Annotated in this window: 16 protein-coding genes and 1 riboswitch; of the genes, 7 read left to right on the top strand and 9 right to left on the bottom strand. The window is 58.4% G+C overall.

All coding sequences use genetic code 11. From position 1 onward, the window contains the following. Window positions 1-27 precede the first annotated feature (27 nt). Window positions 28-378 (bottom strand): ubiquinone biosynthesis accessory factor UbiK, encoded by a 351-nt coding sequence (gene ubiK, locus FCN80_RS16405; RefSeq protein ID WP_136991254.1) that lies wholly within the window; start codon window positions 376-378, stop codon window positions 28-30. A gap of 233 nt (window positions 379-611) precedes the next feature. Continuing rightward, a riboswitch (FMN riboswitch) is annotated at window positions 612-786 on the top strand. A 113-nt stretch (window positions 787-899) separates the two neighbouring features. Here ubiK and ribB point away from each other — a divergent pair. Further along, a complete protein-coding gene (ribB, locus tag FCN80_RS16400) occupies window positions 900-1,553 on the top strand; it encodes a 3,4-dihydroxy-2-butanone-4-phosphate synthase (protein ID WP_136991253.1) in 654 nt (217 codons plus the stop codon). 133 nt (window positions 1,554-1,686) lie between these two features. Here the strand turns inward: ribB and tehB are convergent, their stop codons facing one another. Continuing rightward, window positions 1,687-2,550 carry an SAM-dependent methyltransferase TehB gene (gene tehB / locus FCN80_RS16395; protein ID WP_136991252.1) on the bottom strand — a complete coding sequence of 288 codons (864 nt, stop codon included), beginning with the start codon at window positions 2,548-2,550 and terminating at the stop codon, window positions 1,687-1,689. A 402-nt stretch (window positions 2,551-2,952) separates the two neighbouring features. On the opposite strand from tehB, the gene ygiD reads away from it, so the two are divergent. Then, on the top strand, window positions 2,953-3,738 hold the full coding sequence (gene ygiD / locus FCN80_RS16390) for a 4,5-DOPA-extradiol-dioxygenase (RefSeq protein ID WP_136991251.1): 786 nt from the start codon (window positions 2,953-2,955) through the stop codon (window positions 3,736-3,738). 176 nt (window positions 3,739-3,914) lie between these two features. On the opposite strand, the gene FCN80_RS16385 is transcribed toward ygiD, so the two are convergent. From FCN80_RS16385 to tolC, 3 genes are all read right to left on the bottom strand, one after another. Beyond that, complete coding sequence (locus FCN80_RS16385) at window positions 3,915-5,075, bottom strand: glutathionylspermidine synthase family protein (RefSeq protein WP_136991250.1); 1,161 nt, start codon at window positions 5,073-5,075, stop codon at window positions 3,915-3,917. 3 nt (window positions 5,076-5,078) lie between these two features. Then, window positions 5,079-5,729 carry a DUF1190 family protein gene (locus FCN80_RS16380; protein ID WP_136991249.1) on the bottom strand — a complete coding sequence of 217 codons (651 nt, stop codon included), beginning with the start codon at window positions 5,727-5,729 and terminating at the stop codon, window positions 5,079-5,081. Between the two features lie 342 nt (window positions 5,730-6,071). After that, on the bottom strand, window positions 6,072-7,565 hold the full coding sequence (gene tolC, locus FCN80_RS16375) for an outer membrane channel protein TolC (protein WP_136991248.1): 1,494 nt from the start codon (window positions 7,563-7,565) through the stop codon (window positions 6,072-6,074). Between the two features lie 214 nt (window positions 7,566-7,779). On the opposite strand from tolC, the gene nudF reads away from it, so the two are divergent. From nudF to parE, 5 genes are all read left to right on the top strand, one after another. Then, window positions 7,780-8,415 carry an ADP-ribose diphosphatase gene (gene nudF / locus FCN80_RS16370; RefSeq protein WP_136991247.1) on the top strand — a complete coding sequence of 212 codons (636 nt, stop codon included), beginning with the start codon at window positions 7,780-7,782 and terminating at the stop codon, window positions 8,413-8,415. After that, window positions 8,412-8,837: a DUF1249 family protein gene (locus FCN80_RS16365; protein WP_136991246.1), complete on the top strand. Its 426-nt coding sequence runs from the start codon at window positions 8,412-8,414 to the stop codon at window positions 8,835-8,837. Before nudF ends, FCN80_RS16365 begins: the two co-directional genes overlap by 4 nt. Before the next feature lie 27 nt (window positions 8,838-8,864). After that, a complete protein-coding gene (gene cpdA, locus FCN80_RS16360) occupies window positions 8,865-9,692 on the top strand; it encodes a 3',5'-cyclic-AMP phosphodiesterase (protein WP_136991245.1) in 828 nt (275 codons plus the stop codon). Further along, entirely contained in the window at window positions 9,692-10,273 is a 582-nt protein-coding gene (gene yqiA / locus FCN80_RS16355; protein ID WP_136991244.1) for an esterase YqiA, read from the top strand. The genes cpdA and yqiA overlap by 1 nt, the downstream gene beginning before the upstream one ends. Window positions 10,274-10,367: 94 nt before the next feature. Further along, the gene (parE, locus tag FCN80_RS16350) at window positions 10,368-12,263 is read left to right on the top strand and encodes a DNA topoisomerase IV subunit B (RefSeq protein ID WP_136991243.1); all 1,896 of its coding nucleotides are present in this window, start codon (window positions 10,368-10,370) and stop codon (window positions 12,261-12,263) included. Between the two features lie 86 nt (window positions 12,264-12,349). Here parE and FCN80_RS16345 read toward each other — a convergent pair whose 3' ends face one another. The 4 genes from FCN80_RS16345 to FCN80_RS16330 are packed head-to-tail and all read right to left on the bottom strand — an operon-like array spanning window position 12,350 to window position 16,073. After that, window positions 12,350-13,171 carry a M55 family metallopeptidase gene (locus FCN80_RS16345; RefSeq protein WP_136991242.1) on the bottom strand — a complete coding sequence of 274 codons (822 nt, stop codon included), beginning with the start codon at window positions 13,169-13,171 and terminating at the stop codon, window positions 12,350-12,352. 13 nt (window positions 13,172-13,184) lie between these two features. Next, entirely contained in the window at window positions 13,185-14,243 is a 1,059-nt protein-coding gene (locus FCN80_RS16340; protein WP_136991241.1) for a DmpA family aminopeptidase, read from the bottom strand. A 4-nt stretch (window positions 14,244-14,247) separates the two neighbouring features. Further along, on the bottom strand, window positions 14,248-15,144 hold the full coding sequence (locus FCN80_RS16335) for an ABC transporter permease subunit (protein ID WP_136991240.1): 897 nt from the start codon (window positions 15,142-15,144) through the stop codon (window positions 14,248-14,250). Then, entirely contained in the window at window positions 15,141-16,073 is a 933-nt protein-coding gene (locus FCN80_RS16330) for an ABC transporter permease (protein WP_136991239.1), read from the bottom strand. Before FCN80_RS16330 ends, FCN80_RS16335 begins: the two co-directional genes overlap by 4 nt. Window positions 16,074-16,101 lie beyond the last annotated feature (28 nt).

Below are 16,101 nucleotides of genomic sequence, written 5' to 3'. Positions count from 1 at the left end.
ATGGCGCCCTGGCGGCCATTGGCGCTGTTATTTTTTCCCCGTGGACGGCGCTTCCGGGCCGCCTTCGTCGGTCGCCTCCGCCTCCGGCGTATCGCTGGTGGCGGTGTCGGCATCCACCACCGGCGGTGTTGCGGCGCCCGGCATGGTTTCCAACGCGTGAATGCGCAACTCCAACTGGTTCAGCTTTTCCCGGGTCCGCAGCAAAACCTGGGTTTGCACGTCAAACTCCTCGCGGCTGACCAAATCCATGCGGTTAAATTGGCTTTGCAGCACCTGCCGGATTTTTTTTTCCATATCATCGCCCAATTCCCGAATGCCCTTAGGCAAGGATTCATGGATTTGCCGGGCAAGCTGTTCGATTTTCTTGGTGTCGATCATGGTTGATTCCCTAAGAGCGTGAATTATGAGTTAAGTGTAATGCCAGTACGGCGCGGAAGAAACCCAAACGGCTCCGGGAATTGGTAAGACGGATAATTTCGGATTATCACTCTACCTACATGGCGTTGCATCGCGGCGGCAAGGGAGCGCAACCGGCAAAGCGGCAACTCGGATGATAACGAGTATAGACGGTCCCGGTTGCTCCGCCGAAACATTGGCGTTATAGTAACTCCGCTTATTCTCAGGGCGGGGTGAAATTCCCCACCGGCGGTAAATCCGCGTCGTCGCCGTTTTAGTCGAAGATGTGCGGAAAGCCCGCGAGCGCCCGGATCACGATGTGATGCGGGGTCAGCAGACTCGGTGAAATTCCGGGGCCGACGGTGACAGTCCGGATGGGAGAGAGTAACGGCTCACAATGGGTTTTACCGCTCATTCGCGTTATTTTTTTAAGCCATTGATGGCTCGCTCCTAAGTCCGCCCTGGTTCTGGTAATCCATATACTTTATGAGGTTTTATTTACCATGAATCAGACCCTTCTCGACGAATTCGGCACGCCGATGGAACGCGTTGAAAACGCGCTGGTCGCTTTGCGCGACGGACGCGGCGTGCTGGTACTCGATAATGAAGATCGTGAAAACGAAGGCGACATGATTTTTGCCGCCGAAAAAATGACCGTTGAGCAGATGGCGCTGGCCATCCGCCATGGCAGCGGGATCGTGTGTCTGTGCCTGACGGAGGATCGCCGGCTGCAACTCGATCTGCCCATGATGGTCGAACGCAATTCCAGCCATTACGGTACGGCGTTCACCGTCACCATTGAAGCGGCCGAAGGCGTGACCACCGGCGTTTCCGCCGCCGACCGCCTGACCACCGTTCGGGCCGCCATCAAAGACGGCGCCCAGCCGGGGGATCTCAACCGTCCCGGTCATGTATTCCCGCTGCGCGCCCAGCCGGGCGGCGTGTTGACCCGAGGCGGCCACACCGAGGCCAGTATCGACTTGTGCACCCTGGCGGGCCTCAAGCCCATGGGCGTGCTCTGCGAAGTCACCAATGACGATGGCACCATGGCCCATGCGCCGGAAGTCGTCGTGTTCGCGAAACAACATGATATGCCGGTCGTGACCATTGAGGATTTGGTGGCTTACCGCCAATCCCTGACCCGTCAGGCCAGCTGAGCCTTAGCCGTCGGCCGGCGCGTCATCCGCCGCCCGGCCGCGGCATGTCCAGCATCTTTGGCGGCGCTATTGGCCGCCGCCGGGACAGTGTCTTTCTCGCCGCGCTTCAAGCCATCGCGCTAAATCCGGCGCCCTACGATGTTTTTCTCGCCAGCAGCGTCGCGAAGCGTAATTTGATTCGGTTGCCGTCGGCATCGGTTTTATGCAATTCACCCGGATTTTCGTTGTATTCGATCATATCCCATCCCTGGTAGTAACGCCGTAGTTCGCCGGGCGCAAAAGTAAACGGGAAGGGTATGGGGCAGGGAAAATCCGGCGCGGACATGGCGGAAACGATCAGATTGACGCCGCCCGGCACCGTGTTCCGTTGCATATCGCCAATCAGGCGGCCGATGCAATCCGCCGGTAAAAACATCATCACCACCGTGGAAAAGATAAAATCATAGTCTCCGTTGAAAGACTCTACGCTAATGTCCCGGACCGAGGCGGAAATGCGCTTTCGTCCTTCTGCGCGGATCTTTTCATTCAGGGCGGCAATGCTCTGTGGATTTTTGTCATAAGCCGTGACCGTGAAACCGAGCAGATCGAGATACAGCGAGTTGCGCCCGCCGCCGCAACCCAGATCCAGCGCCCGGCCGGGCGCGAGGTGGGGTATTGCGTTGATGACCTCGGAATGGGTGCGGGTAAGGTCGTATTTCAGGTGATAATACTCTTCCGCCCGGCAGTAAAACGCCAACCGGCATTGCATATTGGCGGAGACGGCGCTTATCTTGTGCCATTGTCGCGGCTCAATCCGCGGTGGCTGCCGTTCGGCAGTGTAGACGGCGCTTTGCAGCACGTTATCGTGATCATCCAGCAAATCAAACGTCAGAGACCCCCGCAGCACGGTCAATTCGGCCCAGACGCCTTCCCGGGTGTTATGGCGTTCACGAAACGTCGACGGAAGAGTCTGGCTGTTCCAGACCGGCAGGGTGTTGTAGCATAACAAGTCTTGCATATGACGCTCCGTTATCAATGCCTAAGGGCGCTGGTTTAGTATTCTGATTGATTCGCGTTGTTTCGCGACAACGTATGCATGGCACAGTCGTGGGAAATGCCGATGCATCGCCACCGTAAGATAACGTGAAGGATGACGGGTATAAATTCTGATTATGCTTGCGGCCGACGTCAACGGATGGCGAAAGAGAAAAATTCCAGGGCGGCGGATTAGGCGGCCATAACCAGCCCGGTGTAGAAACCCGTCATCCACCTCACCCGCTAAAAGCGGCGGGACGATAAATCACATTCAATTTTTTTGATAATCACCATCATGCTTCTCCGAGTTTCTTTTGGGATTGAAGCGGGTACCTTAAATGTCATGCATCGCCCGGTGCGAATTGATTGATGAAGGAAGGTGATTATGAACACATCCCGTATGCCCGCGCTGTTTCTCGGTCACGGCAGTCCGATGAATGTGCTGGAGGATAATCGTTATACCCGGACGTGGGAATCACTGGGGCGCAGCCTGCCGCGGCCCAAGGCCATTCTCGCCATTTCCGCGCATTGGTACACCCGCGGCACCGCGGTGACGGCCATGGCGCAACCGCGTACCATCCATGACTTCGGCGGATTTCCCCAAGCGCTGTTCGATGTGCGCTATCCGGCGCCCGGGCAGCCGGCGCTGGCCAGGGAAATACGGGAATTATTGGCGCCGGTGGACGTTACGCTCGATGAGTCGCAATGGGGATTCGATCATGGGTCCTGGGGCGTGGTGAAAAAGATTTATCCCGATGCGGATGTTCCCATGGTGCAATTGAGCATTGACGGTACGCAGCCGGCCGAATATCACTACCAACTGGGCAAAAAACTGGCGGCGTTGCGCGATCAGGGAATTATGCTTATCGCCAGCGGCAATGTGGTACACAATCTACGGATGGTCCGCTGGCAAGATGATGCCCAACCTTACCCCTGGGCCGAGTCATTCAACCAGTTTGTCCGCGATAATCTCGCCTGGCGCGGTGAGGGACGGCATCCTCTGGTGGATTATTCCCGGCATGAAGGCGCATTGCTGTCCAATCCGACGCCGGAGCATTATCTGCCGCTACTTTATATCCTTGGCGCCTGGGATGGCGAAGAACCCTTGTCAATACCGGTGGATGGTATCGAAATGGCTGCGCTGAGCATGCTGTCGGTACAGGTGGGTTGAGGTTTTTTCTCTAGGAAAGCGGCATCTCGTGTATGATGCCGCCGTGGTGTTTAACAACCATCCCATCCTGCATGACGGGGTTATATGGCGCGCCGGGTAAAAGCCGGGCATTTGCGCCGCGTCGAGTAAAGGCCGGGCGCGCCGGGTGAATGGACCGGCGGCCGATGTGGGGAACATCAATCCAGGATAATGTGCGGGTAGAAACGCGAGAGATCCCGGGTAATGCGTCCCTTGTCCTCACGGATACCAATACCGCATGGCTCGGCGTCCACCAGCCAACTGCCGATCAGGGTATGGCTGTCGCCAAAACGCGGCAAGGGGTAATATTCCTGCACGATAAAGCCTTCCTCGCCATAAGGGCCGTCGATACGCTCAGTCTCGCGACCTTTTTCCACGATACGGATGTTGGCGCCTTCCCGTGAGAACAGCGGCTTCACCACATAACTGTCCATGGGCGGCGGGCCGTCTTCGCTGAAATAAGCCGGCAACAGGTTGGGATGGCCGGGAAACATCTCCCACAGCAGCGGCAACAGGGCTTTATTGGACAAAATGGCTTTCCAGGCCGGCTCCAGCCAGCGTACACCGGCGTCCTCCAGCTTGGTGGAAAACATCTCCCTCAGCATGAACTCCCAAGGATAAAGTTTGAAGAGATTGCTGATAACCTGATCTTGCACGTCGGTAAACTGCCCCCGTTCTCCCAGACCGATATCTTCCATGAACAGGAATTCGCCGGCCAGGCCCGCTTCTTGGGCGCAATCCTGCAAATATTGCACCGTGCCGCGGTCCTCGGCGCTGTCGCGGCAGCAGGCGAAATGCAGCAGCCCGAAACCGTGCCGTTCTTTCAAAACGCGGAGTCTGTCGATGAGTTTTTCCTGCAGGCTGTTGAATTGATCAGCTCCGGCCGGAAGATGTCCGGCCTTGATGTGATCCTCCAGCCAGATCCATTGAAAAAAGGCTGATTCAAATAGCGAAGTCGGCGTATCGGCGTTGTTTTCCAGCAGTTTGGGCGGATGTTGCCCGTCATACGCCAAATCGAGGCGGGAGTACAGGGACGGCTCACGACTGCGCCAGGCGTTGCGGACGAATTGCCAGGTATGTTTCGGGATGCGAAACCGGGCCATCAACGCATCGTCGGCAACCACCTTTTCCACGGCTGCCAGACACATCCGATGCAGTTCGGCGGTGGCATCCTCCAGCGTTTCGATTTGGGCCAGCGTAAACTGATAGCAGGCGTCTTCGCACCAGTAGGGTTCACCGTACAAGGTATGGAAATCAAAACCATATTCGGCGGCTTTGTCCCGCCAATCGGGACGTTCCGGCAGGGCGATTCGCTTCATGCGTCAGCCGCCCGAGCCGGCGCGGGGCATTGTGCCGGTGCTGCGTTGCATGGCGGCGCTCTGTTTGGCCACGGTTTCACCAAAACCGCCCCGCGTAATTGTGGTGGTGGTGGCCGGTTTGGGGGCCATGGCGGATTTCGGCACCGCCATGCTGCGCCCGCTGGCGACCGGGCCGTAGCCGCGGCCGCTGGCGTCGACGAATTTGCCGTTGGCCGGACTGCCGGGCGCCCGGGAGGTAAATAACGGTTGCTGCGCATAACCGCCGTTCATGAGCCGGCCCATCATATAGCCGGCCATCAGGGGCATCCAGAAGCTGCCGGAAGAGGATTCCGCCGCCATGCCGGCCTGGGCTGGCGCCCGGGTACATTGATCCTCGCCGAAATCGGCGACGCAGTCGGCGCGGGAACGGTATTTGGGCGCGGTTTTCTCCGCTTCCTGCTGGGCGTTCCGGTAGGCGGTGGCGCATTGTTCAGCCATTGAGGGATTCGCGCGGGAACAATCGTCGCTATTTTGGTAAAGCGTGACGTTCTCATCGCTTTTTTCGCAGCCGGCCAGGGCGAACACCGCGCCCACCGCCAACGCAACCGGTGCCGCGCGGCTCAGACGCCAGCGTTTGCGAAAGCCGGCATGGTGTATATGTTGGGTCCGTTTCATGAATATCCTGTATTTATACTCGTCATATTACACGTTGCGCCGCTGTGGGCGGACCGCACCCATCCTCAATAACCCGATCATGTGCCCGTCGGCATGAAGCGACGTGAAATATTCAATGGAAATAATAAGTTAACTCACCCAGAGTGCTCTGTTAGCATAGGGTAAACGCGCACAAAAATGAAGCATTTCGAGTGTAATTGAAATATCTTTACATATTTATACACGATTGCCCGCCTAGCGCCGCCTTCGCTTTTTTGTTCGGACGATGGCACTAAAATGGGCTTGGGTTGCGCGCGTCGGACGCGGACGCAACGGGCGGCCGTTTGGGGCCGCCCTGCGGAACTACTGCTGGAAGGGGTTGCGGGCGGTGGAGCGGGATGAAGAAACCGGCACGGTCGCCCGGACCTTGGTCGCCGAAGGGCGGGCGGAGGTCCTGCCCGGGTTCGTGCTGTCGGCCTTGGCATCCTGGTTCGGGTTTTCCGGCGCGACATTTTCCGGGCTGGTGGAGATGGGCTGACCCAGCAAGCCGTTCATCGCGATGATGTCGTTCTCGTTCAAGGTGCCCAACGCCGATTTCAGGGTCAGCAGGTTAATGACATAATTATACCGCGCCGTGGACAGGTTACGCTTGGCGTCATACAGCGTGGTGGTGGCGTCCAGCACATCGACGATGGTCCGGGTGCCCACTTCATAGCCGGCTTCCGAGGCGTCCAGGGAGCTTTGCGCGGAGACCACCGCCTGCTTATAGGCGGCGATGCTGCTGATGGACGCGGAGATATTGTTATAGGAAGAGCGCAGGGTCTGCACCATACTGCGGTGGGCGCTTTCCAACTGTTCGCTGGCGCTGACGAAAGCGTACTGCGCCTGCTTGACCTGGGAGGTGACCTGGCCGCCTTGATAAATCGGCACGCTCAAAGTGAGCCCAATGGAGTTTTGGCCGATGTCCTTATTGGCATAAGTGGAATCATTGACGGTCTTAGAGCCATTATAATCGGTATTGCTGATGCTCGACGACGCGGTGAGCCCCAGGGTGGGGTAATGGCCGGTTTCCTCCAGGCGTATCTCCTCGCGGGCCAGATCCTGCGATAACCGCGCGCTTAGCAAGCTCAGGTTGCGCGATTCCGCTTCCTTTAACAGGCCGGCGATGGGTTGCGTGCGTTCGGTCTTGAAGCGATCGATACTCAGCGACGCCAATTGCGAGTAATAGTTACCGCTAACCTGGCGCAGGCTTTCCAGGGCATTGTCCACCGCGTTACGGGCGGAAACCTCGCTGGCCAGCACGCTGTCGTACTGGGCGCGGGCGTTCTGCACGTCGGTTATGGCCACCAATCCGACATTAAAGCGTTGGGTGGTCTGATCCAATTCCCGGTAAATGGATTGCTTTTGCGCCTCGGTATAAGAGAGGGCGTCAATGGCGCTCAAAACATTGAAATAGGCGGTGGCGGTGTTGAGAATAAGATTTTGCGCCGCGGTTTGATAAGTCACGTCTGAGATCCCGGCGGTCTTTTCCTGGATGGTCAGCGCGCGCCATTTGGACATATCGAAAATGGTCTGGGTCAATTCCAGCGCGCCGCTGGTCACATTGGAATTAATATCCCTTTGATCGCGAAAGCCATTATTATAGGTATAATCGGCGGACAGCCCGAGTTGCGGTAATAAAGGGCTGCGGGCTTCGTTGATTTTTTCGAATGCCGCATCGCGTTCGGCGGCCGACTGGCGGAGATCCGGATTCGATAATCGCGCCTGCTGATATACCTGAAGCAGGTTTTCTGCCTGACTTAACGTACTGAAGCCACCCAGGCTCAGCCCGATAAGGAGGGGGAGCAGTTTCTTCATTTGCATTCCTTTTGATACAGCAAAATTGCTATGGTAGCGCTGTCGACCGACAAATATCGCCCGATTCTATCAGAGTCAGCCAAACGAATGAGGTGGCTGAATGTGCCATCTTATCTCTGCATCACAAAAATCTACCACAAACCGACACGTTTCGGCATAGTGATGGGTTTGACTACGAATAAACCCGAGATGATTACAGAGAAGGAGCCGCTAAATGGCGTCTGGCGCACTTACCCCCGTTACATTTGGTAAAGAAGATGTAGAGATTATTGCACGGGAAAAACTCTACAAGGGTTTTTTTTCATTGGAATTATACCGCTTCCGTCATCGCTTGTTTAATGGCGCAATGAGCGAGGAAATCACCCGGGAAATTTTCGAACGCGGCCATGCCGCGGTGTTGTTGCCCTATGATCCGGTACGCGATGAAGTCGTATTATTGGAACAAATTCGCATAGCCTCTTATGATAGCAGTCCGACCCCCTGGTTGTTGGAACTGGTAGCCGGTATGATCGAACCTGGCGAAAGCATCGAACAGGTGGCGCGCCGCGAGGCGGGTGAGGAGGCGGGATTGGACGTCGGCCGCTGCAAACCGGTGCTAAGCTATCTGGCAAGCCCCGGGGGCGCCAGCGAACGTCTGAGCATTCTGGTCGGCGAGGTGGATGCGGGACTGGCCGAAGGCATCCACGGACTGGCTGAAGAGAACGAAGACATTTGTCTTCATGTGGTCGACCGCGAGCAGGCTTACCAGTGGGTGGAAGAGGGCGTTATTGATAACGCGGCCACGGTAATCGCCTTGCAATGGTTGGCATTACACCATGAATCCCTGAGAAAAGAGTGGACGACTGAATGAGCAAGCGCTATATCCCTGATTTTCCGGAAATGATGCGCCTGTGCGAAACCAATTTCGCCCAGTTGCGCCGACTCTTGCCCCCCGTCAACGAAGCCGGCGAGACCATAGCCTATCGGGTGAACGGCGCCAGCTATCGCCTGACTATATTGGAGGCGACCCGCTATACCACGCTGGTTCAGATTATCCAGACCGAGCCGCTGGTGAGTTTCTGGAGTTTGCCGTCCATGACGGTGAGGTTGTATCACGACGCCATGGTTGCGGAAGTGTGTTCCAGTCAGCAGATCTATCGTTTCAAGGCAAGGTATGATTACCCTAATAAAAAGTTACACCAACGTGACGAAAAACATCAGATCAACCAGTTCCTCGCGGATTGGCTACGCTATTGTTTAGCGTATGGGGCGATGGCAATTCCGGTTTTTTAGTCAGTTTTCAATAACCAAGGATACCCTTTGGACAGCCTGTTGACACTTCCTGTGGCGAATGGGGCCATAATCAGGATCTTACAAATCACGGACACTCACCTGTTTGCCGGTGAGGATGAGGCGCTGCTTGGGGTAAACACCTACCGTAGCTACAGTGCGGTACTGGATGCTATTGAAGCGGAACGGCATGGTTATGATCTGGTGGTCGCCACCGGCGATCTGGCGCAGGATCACTCCCCCGAGGCCTACCAGCACTTCGCCAGGGGCATAGCCAGATTGCCCGCGCCCTGCGTCTGGCTGCCGGGCAACCATGACTTTCAGCCGGCGATGGTCAAGGTACTGGACGAAAGCGGTATCTCCCCCGCCAAGCATGTGCTGCTGGGCGACAACTGGCAGCTCATCCTGCTGGACAGTCAGGTCTTCGGCGTGCCGCACGGCGAGCTGAGCGATTATCAACTGGAGTGGCTGGAGGCGTCGCTGCGCGCCTATCCCGAGCGGCATACCCTGTTGCTGCTCCACCATCACCCCTCCGCTTCGGGCTGCATCTGGCTGGATCAGCACAGCCTGCGCAACGCGCATATGCTGTCGGCGTTGCTGGACAATTTTCCCCGGGTCGGAACGTTGCTGTGCGGGCATATCCACCAGGAATTGGACTTGCGATGGCAAGGCCGGCGCGTGCTGGCTTCGCCCTCCACCTGCGTGCAGTTCAAGCCCCACTGCACCAATTTCACCATCGATTCGCTGGCGCCGGGCTGGCGTTATCTCGATTTGTACCCGGACGGCACGCTGCGAACCGAGGTTCACCGCCTGGAAGGCGCCGAGTATCTACCCGACACCGATTCGGAAGGTTATTGATGGCCGCACTGCTTTATCTGCATGGTTTCAACAGCTCTCCTTTGTCCGCCAAGGCGACAGCCTTATCGGCCTGGCTGCGCCGGCATTATCCCGCCATTAACATCGTGGTGCCGCAATTGCCGGTCTATCCCGCTGAGACCGCCGAGCTGCTGGAAAAGCTGGTATTGGGGCTCGCTGGCGAGCATTTGGGTATCGTCGGTTCCTCCATGGGGGGATTTTACGCCACCTGGCTGTCGCAGACGTTCAAATTGCCGGCGGTGGTGGTCAATCCGGCGGTGCGGCCCCATGAATTGCTGACCGGCTTGCTGGGCGTTAATGAAAATCCCTATACCGGCCAGCGTTATGTGCTGGAATCGCGGCATATCTATGAACTGAAAGCGCTACAGGTGGAAAAGCTGTCGTCGCCGGACCTGATCTGGCTGTTGCAGCAAACCGGCGATGAAGTGCTGGACTACCGCCAGGCGCAGGAGTTTTACACCCTTTGCCGGCAAACGGTGGAATCCGGCGGCAACCACGCTTTTGTCGGTTTTGAGCATTATTTCTCCCCCATTGTGGACTTCCTGGGATTCTCCGCCCCCTGACGCCGCCGCGGGTCGTCGCAGCAATAAACGCTTCCCCATCAGGTATCCTTTGCGGTAGGCTTCCCAACAATTTGTCACGATATACGATTAAGCCATGACACAATCAAGCTATAACGCCGATGCGATTGAAGTGCTCAGCGGACTGGAGCCGGTGCGCCGTCGCCCCGGCATGTATACCGACACCACGCGGCCCAATCATCTGGGCCAGGAAGTCATCGATAACAGCGTCGACGAGGCGCTGGCCGGCTATGCCCGGCGCATCGAGGTCATCCTTTATGCCGATCAATCCCTGGAGGTCATCGACGATGGCCGCGGTATGCCGGTGGATATCCACGCCGAGGAAGGCGTGCCGGCGGTGGAGCTGATCATGTGCCGCCTGCATGCGGGCGGGAAATTTTCCAGCAAGAATTATCAATTTTCCGGCGGCTTGCACGGCGTGGGGATTTCGGTGGTCAACGCCCTCTCCAGCCGGGTGGACGTCACAGTGCGCCGCGATGGCAATATTTACGGCATCGCCTTTGAAAATGGCGATAAAGTCGAGGATTTATCGATAAAAGGCACATGCCCGAAACGCAACACGGGCACCAGCGTGCGTTTTTGGCCTGACCCGTCGTTTTTCGATAGTCCCCGGTTCTCCGCCTCACGCATGGCCCATTTGCTGAAAGCCAAGGCGGTGCTGTGTCCGGGCGTGGAAATCATTTTTAATGATCAGGTGAACAACGCCGAACAGCGCTGGTGCTATGAATCCGGCCTGACCGATTATCTTCGCCAGGCGGTGGACGGGTTGCCGACGCTGCCCGAGTCGCCGTTTGTCGGCGCTTTCGCCAGCGATACCGAGACGGTGGACTGGGCGGTGGTCTGGCTGCCCGAAGGCGGCGAACTGCTCACGGAAAGTTACGTCAACCTGATCCCCACCCCGCAAGGGGGAACCCATGTCAACGGCTTGCGCCAGGGGTTGCTGGACGCCATGCGCGAGTTTTGCGAATACCGCAATATCCTGCCGCGCGGCGTGAAATTGTCGGCCGAGGATATCTGGGAGCGCTGCGCTTTTGTCCTCTCGGTAAAAATGCAAGACCCGCAATTCGCCGGTCAGATCAAGGAACGCCTGTCCTCCCGGCAATCCGCCGCCTTCGTTTCCGGCGTGGTGAAAGATGCCTTCAGCCTCTGGCTGAACCAGAATATCCAAGCGGCGGAACACCTGGCGGAACTGGCTATCGCCAGCGCGCAGCGGCGACTGCGGGCATCCAAGAAGGTTGTGCGCAAGAAACTCACCAGTGGTCCGGCATTGCCGGGCAAGCTGGCCGACTGTACCGCGCAGGATTTGTCCCGGACCGAACTGTTTCTGGTGGAGGGCGATTCGGCCGGCGGATCGGCCAAGCAAGCCCGGGACCGTGAATACCAGGCGATCATGCCGCTGAAAGGCAAAATTCTTAATACGTGGGAAGTCTCGTCCGATGAAGTGCTGGCGTCTCAGGAAGTGCATGACATTTCCGTCGCCATCGGTATCGATCCCGACAGCGACGATTTAAGCCAGTTGCGTTATGGCAAGATTTGCATTCTGGCGGACGCCGATTCGGATGGCCTGCATATCGCCACCTTGTTGTGCGCGTTGTTTGTGCGGCACTTTCGCCCGGTGGTCAAGGAAGGCCATGTGTATGTGGCCATGCCGCCGCTGTATCGCATCGACTTGGGCAAAGACGTGTATTACGCCCTGGACGAGGACGAGAAGGCCGGCGTGCTGGAGCAGCTTAAACGGAAAAAAGGCACGCCGAACGTACAACGCTTTAAAGGGCTGGGCGAAATGAACCCGCTGCAATTGCGCGAGACCACGCTCGATCCCAATACCCGCCGCCTGGTGCGGTTAACCATCAATGACGAGGATGTGGAACAGACTCTGACCATGATGGATATGCTATTGGCGAAAAAACGCGCGGAAGACCGGCGCAACTGGCTACAGGAAAAAGGCGACGAGGCCGAAATCGAGGTATAAAGCCGCCTCGGCCGGCGGCGATAACCGCGGGTCGGGATAACGGCCGGCGCCGTCGGCGATAACCGCGCCGCCGTCTCGGCCGATGTTCAGGATTGGGTCGTGGCGAGATATGAAAATACGCTTAGCAGGCGGATAATGTCGTGCATGGCGGCGGCCTGATAACTGACGGTCATGCCGTCTTCCCGCGCCACTCCGGGGACCAGCGCGAACAGATCGGCCAGCACGGGGCGGCTGGCTTGCAGCACAAGCCGATAGGGCGGCGCGATATGCCGCGTCGCGGGCGGGCACGCCGTTTTCAGCGCCTGCCGGACCGTCTCGCGGATCAGATCCTGCGCCGCCTGGGGGCTGAGCGATTCGGCCGTGGTGTGGGCGATGGCGCGTTTGACGGTGGCAAAGGCGGTTTGCGGGTAGCGTTGCGCCACCCAGCGTTGCAACTGGTCGTCGCCGGAGACCATGAGTAGCGGAACCCCTTGTTCGGCCCCTGCCGCGGCGTAGATATCCGTTTCCCCCATCACTTCGCCGTTAATCATCACTCGCCAAAAGGCGCGGCCGTTAATGGTGTGCGACAATACGCCGAACTCGCCGGCCGCGCTATGGTATCCAATAAACAACATGCCGTCGTAGCGTTGGTGCTCAACGCCCTCCACCATCGACAGCATCCGAGGTTTCCCCTGCACCAGCCGGGCGCGGCAATCAAGGTTTTCGGCCCGCAGATTGGTCATTTGCCCATGGCTGTCGGCTACCGTCACGCCACTGGCCCCGCCCAGAAACGCCCCCTCGATGGCGGCATTCACTTCCCGCTCCATCAGTCCGCGGGCGATATGATATTCGGCATGGCTTGACGAGCATTGTTCCGGGCGCATAACGCCGGCGACGCCCTCGATATCGGCCGAAATGAAAATTTGCATAGGATTATTGCCCTCAATGAGACCGTGTTTGTTTTGCCAATTGATCGAGCAACACCCGCAGCGAGGGGCGGCAGTGTTGCCGAAAACCCGTCACCGCCTGCGCGCTTAGCAGCGCATCCAGCACGGCGAATTCCGTGGATTCCGCGGCGGCGGCCAGCAGCGGATCCAACTGCGCGTCGTCGGGCGGCGCGGGATGCGCGCGGGTGGAAAATGCCACCGCGATATCCCCGGAACCGTGCCCCCAATAACCGCCGGTACGGCCCAGCCCCGCGACGGCGCGGCGGGCGATGCGTTTAAGCTGACGGGCGTCCAGCGGCGCGTCGGTGGCCATGATGACAATAATGGAGCCGGCGTCTTTTTGCGGCGCCAGTTCCGGCAGCAGCGGCGCCAGCAATCCTCCCAGCGGGACACCACCGGGCGTGAAGGCGCTCAGCGCGCCGAAGTTGGCAAGAACCAGCACGCCCAATGTCGCGTTGAGTGAGCTTATACGACGCGAGGCGGTACCGATGCCGCCTTTCAGCGCGAAACAGCTCATACCGCGTCCCGCCCCGACGCTGCCGCGGGAGAAATCGGCCCGCGCGTCGCGCAATGCCGCCTCCGCCATGGCTTCGTTGGTCGCCAGTGCTTGAATATCGTTAAGCCAGCCGTCATTACACTCCAATACCAGTGGATTCACTGTCGGCAGCGAGCGGCCCAGTTCCGGGTTGCGCAGGATGGCATATTTGACCAGCGCGGTAAACAATGTGCCCACCGCCAGTGTATTGCCCAGTAAAATGGGTGTTTGCAACTGGCCCAACTCCTCGATTTGCACCAGCCCGGTGGGTTTGGCGAAACCATTGAGGACCGCGACGCCGCAAGGCAATGGATTGAGAAACAGATTTTCACCGGGCGGCAGGATAGCGGTGACGCCGGTTTGGCATTCACCGTCGGCCAATGTGCTATGGCCGACCCGCACCCCCGCCACATCGGCGATGCTATCGGTTGGTCCGGCCGGCAGGCGCGGATGGCCTAGCACGCCCTCTTGCCGCCATTGCCGCAATAACAGGCATTGCTGTTGATAAAGCATGTCCATGGTGTCAGCCCCGGATTTTCGGATCGAGCGTATCGCGCAATGCGTCGCCCAACAGATTAAAGGCCAGCACGGTCAGGAAAATCGCCAGCCCCGGAAAAACGCTGACATGCCATACGCCGGCCATCATGGTACTGCGGCCCATGGCCAGTATATTGCCCCATTCGGGCACATCCGGCTCCGGACCAAGACCGATAAAGCTCAACCCGGCGGCGGTAAGGATGCTGGTGCCGATGCGCAGGGTGAAGTAAACAATGACGCTCGGCAAGGCGCCCGGCAGGATATGGCGTAACAATACCACCCGGTCGCCGGCTCCGGCGCAGCGCACCGCTTCCACATATGCCGCCTGTTTTAGCGACAGCGTCGCGGCGCGGACGATGCGGGCGAAGACCGGCACGCTGAACACCGCCACGGCGACGATGACATTATTGAGCCCCGGACCGAGAATCGCCACCACCGCGATGGCCAGCAACATGCCCGGAAAAGCGAAAAGTACATCGCAGCCGCGCATGATCAGCATATCTGTCCAGCGGCCATAATAGCCGGCCAGCAAACCGAGCAGAACGCCCGCGATCATGCCCAGCGTCACCGACAGCACGCCGATGTACAGCGAGATACGGGCGCCATAAAGCAGACGGCTTAATATGTCGCGCCCCAGTTCATCGGTGCCCATCCAGTGGGCGGCGGAGGGCGGCGCCAGGAGCGCCGTCCAGTCCGGCGCCAGGGGATTATAGGGCGCCAGCCAGGGGGCGAAAATCGCCGCCAGCAACAAAAGCAGAATAAAACCGCCGGATAACAGCGCCATCGGATGACGGATAAAGGTTTGCCAGAAATCGCGCCACGGTGATCGGATTGACTGCGGGGTCGCCGGCTCGGCGGCCACCGGTAGACCGGAAGGACTCATGACGACTCCTGTTGCAAACGGATCGCCGGATTCACGACCGCATACAGCAGATCCACCAGCAAATTGATCACCAGAAACTCAAACACGAACAGCATCACCAATGCTTGGATCACGGGCTGATCCTGGGTTTTGATCGATTCGATCAACAGCCAGCCGAGCCCCGGCCAGTTGAAAACGCTTTCCACCACAATAGAACCGCCCAGCAGAAAACCGAATTGCAGACCGAGCATGGTGATCACCGGTATCAGCGCGTTGCGCATAATATGTTTCCACACCACCAGACGCTGACGTAATCCCTTGGCGCGGGCGGTGCGTACATAATCCTCCCGGGACACATCCAGAAAGGCCGAGCGGGTGAACCGGGCCATCACCGCCGCCACGCTGGATCCGAGGGTAATGGCCGGCAGCACGATATCGGCGGGCTTGCTGAACCCACCCACTGAAAAGACGCCGAACGGCATGGCGACGAACTGGATAAGCAGCAAACCCAGCCAGAACGGGGGCATGGAAATGCCGCCCACCGCGCCGCTCATCAGCAGCCAGTCCAACCACTTGCCGCGGTTTAGCGCCGAGAGTACGCCGGTCGCCAGGCCAAGGCACACCGACCATGAAAACCCGGCCAGCGCCAGCCAGAATGTGGGCATGAAGCTGTCGCGGATCACTTCCAGCACCGGTTGCTGAGTGCGGAATGTGACGCCCAGATCACCGTGGAACAAGCGAATAATCCAATGCAGGTATTGGGCGGGTAACGGCGCGTTCAGCCCGAGATGCTGGCGCGCCGCCTCTATGGCCTCCCGCGTGGCGTCTTGCCCGGCATAAATCATGGCCGGGTCGCCGGGCAACAACTTGATAAACCCGAAGACCAGCATCGAGACCACCAGCAGTACCGGGATCATTTCCACCAGGCGCCGGATAACATAAGTGACCATGGCGATATCGTCCTGTGCAAAGACCGTG

It is taken from the genome of Martelella alba, assembly GCF_005217455.1.
Lineage (GTDB): Bacteria > Pseudomonadota > Gammaproteobacteria > Enterobacterales > Enterobacteriaceae > Acerihabitans.
This window is presented reverse-complemented; position numbering and strand designations above follow the sequence as displayed.

What these genes read in the sequence shown, in the direction of transcription:
- ubiK (WP_136991254.1), bottom strand. Translation starts at nt 378, where the DNA reads ATGATCGACACCAAGAAAATCGAACAGCTTGCCCGGCAAATCCATGAA.
- ribB (WP_136991253.1), top strand. Translation starts at nt 900, where the DNA reads ATGAATCAGACCCTTCTCGACGAATTCGGCACGCCGATGGAACGCGTT.
- tehB (WP_136991252.1), bottom strand. Translation starts at nt 2,550, where the DNA reads ATGCAAGACTTGTTATGCTACAACACCCTGCCGGTCTGGAACAGCCAG.
- ygiD (WP_136991251.1), top strand. Translation starts at nt 2,953, where the DNA reads ATGAACACATCCCGTATGCCCGCGCTGTTTCTCGGTCACGGCAGTCCG.
- FCN80_RS16385 (WP_136991250.1), bottom strand. Translation starts at nt 5,075, where the DNA reads ATGAAGCGAATCGCCCTGCCGGAACGTCCCGATTGGCGGGACAAAGCC.
- FCN80_RS16380 (WP_136991249.1), bottom strand. Translation starts at nt 5,729, where the DNA reads ATGAAACGGACCCAACATATACACCATGCCGGCTTTCGCAAACGCTGG.
- tolC (WP_136991248.1), bottom strand. Translation starts at nt 7,565, where the DNA reads ATGAAGAAACTGCTCCCCCTCCTTATCGGGCTGAGCCTGGGTGGCTTC.
- nudF (WP_136991247.1), top strand. Translation starts at nt 7,780, where the DNA reads ATGGCGTCTGGCGCACTTACCCCCGTTACATTTGGTAAAGAAGATGTA.
- FCN80_RS16365 (WP_136991246.1), top strand. Translation starts at nt 8,412, where the DNA reads ATGAGCAAGCGCTATATCCCTGATTTTCCGGAAATGATGCGCCTGTGC.
- yqiA (WP_136991244.1), top strand. Translation starts at nt 9,692, where the DNA reads ATGGCCGCACTGCTTTATCTGCATGGTTTCAACAGCTCTCCTTTGTCC.
- parE (WP_136991243.1), top strand. Translation starts at nt 10,368, where the DNA reads ATGACACAATCAAGCTATAACGCCGATGCGATTGAAGTGCTCAGCGGA.
- FCN80_RS16345 (WP_136991242.1), bottom strand. Translation starts at nt 13,171, where the DNA reads ATGCAAATTTTCATTTCGGCCGATATCGAGGGCGTCGCCGGCGTTATG.
- FCN80_RS16340 (WP_136991241.1), bottom strand. Translation starts at nt 14,243, where the DNA reads ATGGACATGCTTTATCAACAGCAATGCCTGTTATTGCGGCAATGGCGG.
- FCN80_RS16335 (WP_136991240.1), bottom strand. Translation starts at nt 15,144, where the DNA reads ATGAGTCCTTCCGGTCTACCGGTGGCCGCCGAGCCGGCGACCCCGCAG.
- FCN80_RS16330 (WP_136991239.1), bottom strand. Translation starts at nt 16,073, where the DNA reads ATGGTCACTTATGTTATCCGGCGCCTGGTGGAAATGATCCCGGTACTG.